General features: G+C 39.8%; 6 protein-coding genes and 1 pseudogene. 2 read left to right on the forward strand and 5 right to left on the reverse strand.

Annotation, left to right across the window (positions count from 1 at the left end):
- Positions 1–230: 230 nt before the first annotated feature.
- Together E6139_RS02920 and E6139_RS02925 are read right to left on the reverse strand one after the other, a co-directional pair.
- Positions 231–1,763: an LPXTG cell wall anchor domain-containing protein gene (locus E6139_RS02920; RefSeq protein WP_316401550.1), complete on the reverse strand. Its 1,533-nt coding sequence runs from the start codon at positions 1,761–1,763 to the stop codon at positions 231–233.
- Between the two features lie 440 nt (positions 1,764–2,203).
- Positions 2,204–2,983, reverse strand: coding sequence for an ABC transporter ATP-binding protein (locus E6139_RS02925; RefSeq protein WP_316401552.1), 780 nt, complete (start codon positions 2,981–2,983; stop codon positions 2,204–2,206).
- 106 nt (positions 2,984–3,089) lie between these two features.
- Here E6139_RS02925 and E6139_RS02930 point away from each other — a divergent pair.
- Both E6139_RS02930 and E6139_RS02935 read left to right on the forward strand, forming a co-directional pair.
- A pseudogene (locus E6139_RS02930) lies at positions 3,090–3,786 on the forward strand (TIGR00266 family protein).
- A 77-nt stretch (positions 3,787–3,863) separates the two neighbouring features.
- Entirely contained in the window at positions 3,864–5,642 is a 1,779-nt protein-coding gene (locus tag E6139_RS02935; protein ID WP_316401553.1) for a polysaccharide biosynthesis protein, read from the forward strand.
- 51 nt (positions 5,643–5,693) lie between these two features.
- Here E6139_RS02935 and E6139_RS02940 read toward each other — a convergent pair whose 3' ends face one another.
- The 3 genes from E6139_RS02940 to E6139_RS02950 form a co-directional block, all read right to left on the reverse strand.
- Entirely contained in the window at positions 5,694–7,286 is a 1,593-nt protein-coding gene (locus E6139_RS02940; protein ID WP_316401554.1) for an LPXTG cell wall anchor domain-containing protein, read from the reverse strand.
- A gap of 133 nt (positions 7,287–7,419) precedes the next feature.
- Positions 7,420–7,926, reverse strand: a complete 507-nt coding sequence (locus E6139_RS02945) for a prolyl-tRNA synthetase associated domain-containing protein (protein WP_316401555.1) — start codon at positions 7,924–7,926, stop codon at positions 7,420–7,422.
- Between the two features lie 4 nt (positions 7,927–7,930).
- Entirely contained in the window at positions 7,931–8,389 is a 459-nt protein-coding gene (locus E6139_RS02950) for a hypothetical protein (RefSeq protein ID WP_316401556.1), read from the reverse strand.
- Positions 8,390–8,819 lie beyond the last annotated feature (430 nt).

The raw sequence follows: 8,819 nt of genomic DNA on the forward strand, positions 1-8,819 counted from the left end.
TAAATTTAAAAAAATAAAGAAAATCAATAATTTTAAAATAACATATTGTAAAATAATAATAATGAACTTATTTAGAAATAAACATTCTAGCTACAGGAAATATTTCTAATCTGACTACCGTATTGTCAGATTTCCTAAAAATTCTTAACTAGTCGTCAAAAAGCCCGCTCATATGTTGGTGCTATGAGCGAGCCGTTTTCTTTGTATTTCGTATCAAAAGGATTGTCGTCCTACTGATCTTTTTTCTTTTTAACTATAAATAAACCAGATAGGAAAACCAATCCCGCACCACCAAGTGTCGTGAAAATGGAGGCCTTCTTTTCGTTTGTTTGTGGCAGTGCTACTTGTTTTTCTTGAACAAGCTGTCTAGCTTCCGCAACGGTTTGCGGCTTTGCTATTTTATCTGCAAGTTTTGTTGCGATAAAAACAGGTTTTTGTTCTATTAATTGAACCAGCTTAGCTTTTTCTTTGACCGATACTTTAACTGGAGAAATTGGCTTATCCTTAACTGGTGTTATCGAGTCTGCTTTTAGCTCTTCCGGCTCTTTTGTTTCCCTTGAATTATCCGGTGCTTGCGGATCGACTGTCGGTTTCTCTTCTATTACTACAGGCGCTTGGTAGGTATAGGTAAAAACGGCTCCTGTTTCATATTCTTGATTGTAACGCACATCGAAGCTAGAGATGTTTTTATAGGTATAGGTCAACCAATGATCCATGTCGCTCAAATTCGAGTTATTTCCCGTAATATCACCGATCTTAATGTACCCGTTATGAACCTTATAATAAAGGACATTGTCTTTTGTCACATAAAAGTTTTGTACATTAGCGTTGTCAAAGATGTCAATGCTTTGCTTCAAATCGATATCTGTAAAGTTGAAAAAACCAGATAAGCTCGCCGGCTTACCAGTCAGTCGGTCAAGAAATGCATAATTTAAACGAATATCACTGATACCACGCATCGTAATTCCTTGGGTTTTATGGATAGACACTTGAGTTCTAGAAGGATTACCTGCAAAGACATTCCAATCTATAACCGTAACTTTCATGTCAATAACTTTGCCATTGTAGGTTCCAACGTTTTTATAGGTCACTGTTATCGTATTGAATTTTGCATTCTTAAGATTGAAATCGAAGGCGGAAGCTCCTTCATTGAAATCATTTGTTCCTCCAACTTCGATTCCTTCAAGATTTTCAAAATTCGGCATGAAATTATACTCTGAAGAAATCTTAGCGGCTTCATCGGTACTGGCTTTTCCGTGATCAACGATTTTCCCATCATGATCATCTTTTAAGGGCACATTCGCCGCGCGGGCGGTTTTAGCTTCAGGCGTTGCTGCTTGGATTGTTGATTCCGCGGAATCAACTTTTGCATTTTCTGCAGTCGTTTGTAGTGTTTGTTCTGCCGTCGCTAAATCGGTCTGCGCTTCTTCAGCTGACTCAATTGGATTAATTACCTCGGGTTCTTCACTTGGAGCACTTTCTAGTGGTATTTCGGGAACAGTCTCTGGCAAAACTTCATTGGTTGTTGTAGTCTCTTGAGTTTGATTTTGAACATCTGGAGCAATGGCTGTTTCTGCTGATTCGGTTTGTTCTGGTAATTTGACCGCATCAGCTGCTTCAGGTGGATTATTTTCTTGACTTTCTACAAATTCAGTGATGACTTTGGGTGTTTCAACTGCGGGCGTTTCTCCAGCGAATACTGAACTCGGACAAAGAGATGCTCCCAGCAAAGCAACTGAGAATAAACAAACACTTTTCTTCACGATTAAAAAGCCTCCTTCTCTCGCATAATTATCTTTATTATAACACCCGGAGCAGAGATACGAAGATTCTAAATGTCAAATAAAACCAGAGAAAACGGATTATATACACTTATTCATTAGCTTTTTACTCTAAGATCAAATGTCCGAAAATAAGAAATCAAGTTCTATAAATAACCGTTATTTAAGTGCCCCTTTTATATATGGACGTGTTCCATTAGAAATTATACCGACCTCCAAGCTAAAATAATCAAGATAATTATTAATTGAAATAGATAATTAAAGCTTGTACTTCTCAAACGATAAAAAATAAATCCAGAAATTGAATCGACGATCATAATTAACTGATAATCGTTTTTTCAAGAAATGACTGATATATCTTTTTTGCGATATTTTTATCTCTAGTTTTCTTACAAAAAAATCCCCATAAATGAGGATTTGATCTATTTCGGAATAACCATCTTACGATCATCCCCCATGGTATGAATTGCAATTGGACGTTGATAAAAGTCATTCAAGACGCTTTCTGTTAATAGTTCATCCCGTTGACCTTGCTTAAAGATTTTGCCATCGCGAATCATCAAAACATGATTCAACAGCGGCAAGATTTCCTCCGTGTGATGAGTCACATACAACAAGCTGGGTGCCTCTGCAGCCTGCTTCATTTGTTTGATTCGTTCTAATAAATCTTCGCGAGCAAATAAATCGAGCCCATTACACGGTTCGTCAAGAATCAAGAGCTCGGGTTTTGCCATCAAAGCTCTCGCAATCAAGACGATCTGCTTTTCACCTTGAGATAAGACTTGATAGACTTTACCGATTAACTTCTTCGCACCAAGAGAAATCAACAACTGTTTTGCTTCCTCCATATCTGTATCTGAAAAATTTTGATAGATACCGATACTAGCGAATTTCCCAGACAATACGATGTACTCCGCTTGCTCATCTCGATGAATCCGCTCCTGCAGAGACTGACTCACCCAACCGATTCGCTTCGTTAAATCCGGGATTGAGGTGCGACCGAAGACCTCACCTAAAACAGTCAACTTCCCACTGGTCGGCCATAAATTTCCTGAGATCATATTCAGCATTAAGCTCTTCCCGGCGCCATTCAATCCCAAGACTGCCCAATCTTCTCCTGCATTAATACGCCAATCGATATCCTGAAGCAAAGTGTTCTTTTGGCGAATAAACTGGACTTGTTCAAAAGATAAAATTTCCATACTTTCTCCTCCATACTTTTCCCTTTTGATAATCTTATCAAAATCTCACTGAAAAGATACTTAAAATGATATAATTTTAGCGAATATCATGAAAGGGGTTTTAACAATGAAATATGAACTATCAGACAGCGCATTCGCTCCAATTGCGAAAGTACAGTTAAGCAAAGGAGAAAAAATCCGCATCGAACCCGGCGCCATGGTCTATGAAATCGGTGAGATTGAATTAGAAGGTCAAATGAACACCAACGGCAAGAAAGGAATTGGCGGTGCGTTGAGCGCTCTAGGTCGCTCTGTAACTAGCGGCGAAAGCTTCTTTATCAGCACCGCTACTGCGCACTCGAACGATGCGATGATCGCCATTGCCCCTGCTGTTCCGGGCAAAATTTTTTCACTGGATGTCGGTGCTGAGCACTGGCGCTTGAACACGGGAGCATTTCTTGCCAGTGAAGAAAACGTCAATTATCAAATGAAACGGCAAAAGCTTTCCGGTGCCTTATTGGGCGGAACTGGCGGATTATTTGTTATGGAAACTACTGGCAGCGGACAAAATCTTGGTATCGGCTTTTGGTGATGTAGAGAAAATTGATCTGGACGGTCATAATCCGGTAATCATTGACAACCAACATGTCATTGCTTGGACTAGTTCTTTAGATTACAACATTCGTGTTGCTTCTGGCACCTTTGGCTTCAAGACTGGCGAAGGTGTGGTCAATGAGTTTCACGGACGTGGTTCAGTTTATATCCAAACGCGAAATCTTGAAAGTTTTGCCAATCACATCGATACTTTTATACCTAAATCTTAAAGATGCCCAGACAGGATTGTAAGTGAGGGAAAGAACAGGTAGAATATGGAGGATACTGTTGCAGAAAGCTGGTTTATATGACTGATAAAAACACTTACGAAAACGAGCTCCATGAAACGCCTTCGCGGATGGCTCGTTATCATACAGAGGCGGCAGCCCCGCCTAAAGAACGCAAAAAGAAAATTGCGCAAAGACCGGTCGACGAACCGATCAAAGCCGACGAAACGGCGCCCGTTAAACCGAAAAAGCAAGCCAGTGCGCAAGAGAAGATGGTTCAGAGCACCGCTTGGTTAACTGTCGGAAATATCTTCTCCCGATTACTAGGCGCAGTCTATGTGATTCCATGGATTGCCTGGATGCAGCCTCATGGACTGGAAGCCAATTACTTATACACTAAGGGCTATAACGTCTATGCACTGTTCTTAATGATCTCTACCGCAGGAATCCCGGCGGCAGTAGCGAAACAAACTGCCCGCTACAATTCCATGAATGAGTACGGATTAAGTAAAAAATTGTTATTTTACACGATGCGGCTGATGACCATCGGCGGTGTGATTTGTGCGGCTATCATGTTCTTAGGCGCCCCTTACCTGTCACAGGGAAATGCAGATCTAGTGCCGGTGATGCGGTCACTAAGTGTAGTTTTGCTGATTTTCCCTGCCATGAGCGTGATCCGCGGCTTCTTCCAAGGAAACAACAACATGAAGCCTTACGCGATTTCTCAGATCATCGAACAAATCGCGCGTGTCTGCTATATGTTGGCTTCCGCTTTCATTATTATGCAGGTCAACAATGGCAGCTATAAAACCGCTGTGGTACATTCGACCTTTGCGGCTTTTATCGGTGTAGCCTTCGCAATGGGTGTTTTGTTATTCTCACTACTTAAGGAACGCGCGTCTTTTCGTGAATTGATCCGAGAGAGCAATAATGAAATTACTTTCTCAGGACGGCAATTAGTTATTCAAATGATCCAGCAGGCGATTCCATTTATCATAGTGGGTAGTGCCATCAGCATTTTTAAACTGATTGACCAGTATTCTTTTGAGAAGATCATGTCGATCGTAACAGATTACTCAGCGGCTAAAAATGCTGATCTCTTCGCCTTGATCTCAGCGAATCCGGATAAACTAACGATGGTCGTGATCGCCCTTGGAACCGCAATGGCAACTGCCGGTCTGCCTTTGATTACGGAGCGCTTCACAAAAAATGACCATCAAGGCTTAGCAAAACTAGTGACGAATAATATCCAATTATTATTCTTTGTGATGATGCCGGCAACTGTTGGAATGATTGTTTTGGCTTATCCATTGAATACATTATTTTACTGGCCAAATCCCCTCGGCTCCGAATTACTCGCTGCTTCCTGTGTCGTTGGTATCATGATGGGACTCTTCATGGTCTGTTCGACAATGCTGCAAGGGTTGGATGGCAATATGCAAGCTGTATGGTATTTATGTATCGGTATTTTCGTTAAAATCGTTGCTCAGTTTCCATTGACATATCTGTTTGAAGCATATGGTCCGTTGATTGCTACTTTCCTAGGCTTCTTGGTGGCAAATATGTTCCTATTAGATCGAATTCACGTCATCACGCAATTTCCGTTTAGAGAAACGATCACTTCAGTAGCAAAAGTAACTGTTATGTCATTGATCATGGGTGTCATTGCTTTTGTAGTAAAATTCGGCTGCGAATTAGTATTAAGCTCAGATTCAAAAGTTCAGTCTATGATCATTATTTTGATCGTTGCTGCTTTTGGCGGCTTGACTTATATGATCTTAGCCTTGAAAACCAGAATGGCCGACAAATTATTAGGTCCTAGAGTAGACGGCATTCGCCGCCGCTTGCGGATGCGTTAAACGCAACTAAGCCCTGCAGAAAACTGCAGGGCTTTTTACTTGGATAGAATTTTATTTTGATACTCGTCTATTACGAGCGATCAACCACACAGCAAACACCGTAATAAAGGCTCCTAAATAAATGAAGGTCGACATTTTTCGCTCTCCAGTTCTTGGTAATTGCTTACTTGACGTAACAGGATACTGCTTAGTTGTTGAGGCACTCGTTTGAAGCGGTTCAGGCTGTTGGATCGCTTTTTCAGAAATCAGCATTTTGTGAATTTTAGCGATTTCCTTTTGTGGTGGAATCTCGCCACCGAAATGATTCATTATGTCCTCCAGCATTTTTTTGCTTGGCAAGTAGCCGAATGTTATATCAACCTCCCCTGCCTTCAACGCTTCCCAATTTCCTTGGGCGTCTATTTTGATCAGTGACTCATCATAGTTAAAGACATATTTTCCATCAAAAGGAATTCCTTCATAATCTATCTTGATGCCGAACTTACCTTTATCTCCAACTTCTACATTGGTAGGTCCATTTAAGATCATCCCTTCATTGAAGATCATTTGATTATCAGTTATATACATCGGATGAATCAAAGCGATGGCGGTTTGTGGCGGTATTTCACCATCAAAATGTTTTTCTATCGCCGCCAACATTTTCTTACTAGGTAAATACCCGTAGTTTATGTTAACTTTCCCTGCTTTCAACGCTTCCCAGTTTCCTTGTTCGTCAACCTTAATCAGTGATTTATCATAGTTGAACACATATTTCCCGTCAAAAGGAATCCCTTCATAATTGACTTTGATGTCAAACTTACCTTTATCTCCGACCTCCACGGCCTTAGGACCACGCAAATCCATTCCTACATTAAAAACCATGTCAGAACTTTTTTGCTTTTCAGAAATTGTTAGTTGGAATGCTTTAGCTATCTCTTCTTGTGGTGGGATAACACCGCCAAAATGGTTCTTCAGATCATTCAGCATTTTTTCGCTAGGAATATAGCCATATACTATGTCGACCTTTCCTGCTTTCAGCGCTTCCCAATTTCCTTGCGCATCTATTTTGATCAGCGATTCATCAGAATAAAACACATATTTCCCATCAAAAGGAACTCCTTCATAATCTACCTGAATGTCAAACGTCCCTTTGTCTCCAACTTCTACGTTGGTTGGCCCTTTTAAATCCATGCCTATATTAAACACATCTAGATTGTCCGAAATCTTTATTTTAAATGTCTTAGCAATATCTTTCTGCTCAGGGATTTTTCCGCCAAAATGTTCTCTCAGATCATCCAACATTTGTTCACTTGGAACATAGCCAAATACTATGTCTACTTCTCCAGCCTTTAATGCTTCCCAATTTCCTTGAGCATCTATTTTGATCAGTGACTCATCATAGTTAAAGACATATTTTCCATCAAAAGGAATTCCTTCATAGTCTATCTGAATGTCAAACGTCCCTTTGTCTCCGGCTTTTACCTCTGTTGGACCTTCTATTGTCATCCCTTCATTGAAGACCTGCTCAACTCTCTCTTTTGAAGAACCAATTGTTTGTTCAACATTCGGCGCACTTGCTGCAACTACCTTGCAACTAAACCCAAAGGAAACGAAAATCGCTCCCGTTAAAATAAAAGAATAAATCAAACCTCGCCTCTTTTTCATCTCAGTACTCCTTTCAACTTTATATACCAACAATTACTATTATAATCGTAATCCTAATTTCAATGTAGTACTATTCATAAATGAGTGTTTTTTTGTCCTAAAATGGTTTGAACAAAAAAAACAACCCGAGAAATCAATCCACGGGGTGTTTTGCTGGAATATTTAAATATGTTGGTTCAATGTTTAAATTGGCTAAAAATCGTTTGAAATCATTGAAAGCAATCACGAGTGTCGCCGTATTTGTATTAGGATGAAATCCGATTTTTTCGGTCTGATCAATCGCATCATCAATGACCAAGCTAATCTGTCGCTCAGTATCATGAGGCAAAGCCAGCGGTGTGACAGAGCCCCTCTCCAGACCCAACAACTCAAAAAGTTCAGTTTCTGAAGCAAAGGATAACTGGTTTTCACCTAATACTTTAGCCAGTGCCTTGATATCCAGCTTTTTTTGACCGGGGCAGATGATAAAATAGTAATTTTTCGTCTTCTTGCTTTTCATCAGCAAGTTTTTCACATCCGTACCGTCAATCTCAAAATCAATCTCCGCCACTGTAAACACGGCTTTGTGATCGACACGTTCATAGGGGATATGCCATTCCCCCAGCAGTTGATAGACTTCCGTATCTGTCGCTTTTGACATACTGTCACCTGCTTTCTTTCAAGAAATTCCGCCAAGTAATGATCGTTTTATTAACATGATTCAATACTTCTAGCTCTAATTTCTTCGTATCTGTCGCCTCTTGCTCCTGAAAATCAGATAACTTTTTATAGTTTTTCTGCAATAGCTCATGTATGGGCTGATTCGCTTCCGATACGACTAAACTGTCCGTTTCAGCCTTCAATTGCTGAACCACGATCGGTGTTGTTTCCTGAAAATAGACATAGCCAAATTTACTTAAATTTGTTTTATATGATTGCAGTGTGGCTAAAGATATTTCAAGAATGGTTATCCCATCACTGGTTTTTTCAGGGATTTGAACGATTTCTTTTGGTCGTTCAGGTTTTGGTTTTCGTGTGAGCACCCATCGTGTAATAAAAAAAGTCGCCAAACAAACAACTACGTTTGACAGCAGAACCTCCGGGCGCAATAGATTTTCGATCATGTTTTTCACTTCCTCTAGGAGATGATACCATTATACCGAACTAGTTCTTATTAAGGGAATCATTTTTCTAAAATCATAGAAAAATGAGTTTTATTTTCACCGCGTATACGATCCTACTAAATTTTATCAATTAACAATTCGGCAAAACTCGAATAGTCTCTTCTTACACTCAATAAACTGTGAAAAGTTGGACTCGCAACTAGTTCTTATTAAGGGAATCATTTTTCTAAAAACACGGAAAAATGAGTTTTATTTTCACCGCGTATACGATCCTACTAAACTTTAACAATTTGTAGTCCGGCAAAACTCGAATGGTCTCCTATTACACTTAAAAAACTGTAAAAAGTTGGACTCGCAACTAGTTCATATTAAGGGAATCATTTTTCTAAAAACACAAAAAAATGAGTTTTATTTTCACTGCGTATACGAT

The sequence above is a fragment of the Enterococcus sp. genome (assembly GCF_032555305.1).
In the GTDB taxonomy this organism is placed as follows: domain Bacteria; phylum Bacillota; class Bacilli; order Lactobacillales; family Enterococcaceae; genus Enterococcus_A.

Excerpts from the sequence above, each read along its gene's own strand:
- E6139_RS02925 (WP_316401552.1), bottom strand. The coding sequence starts at position 2,983 with ATGGAAATTTTATCTTTTGAACAAGTCCAGTTTATTCGCCAAAAGAAC.
- E6139_RS02935 (WP_316401553.1), top strand. The coding sequence starts at position 3,864 with ATGACTGATAAAAACACTTACGAAAACGAGCTCCATGAAACGCCTTCG.
- E6139_RS02940 (WP_316401554.1), bottom strand. The coding sequence starts at position 7,286 with ATGAAAAAGAGGCGAGGTTTGATTTATTCTTTTATTTTAACGGGAGCG.
- E6139_RS02945 (WP_316401555.1), bottom strand. The coding sequence starts at position 7,926 with ATGTCAAAAGCGACAGATACGGAAGTCTATCAACTGCTGGGGGAATGG.
- E6139_RS02950 (WP_316401556.1), bottom strand. The coding sequence starts at position 8,389 with ATGATCGAAAATCTATTGCGCCCGGAGGTTCTGCTGTCAAACGTAGTT.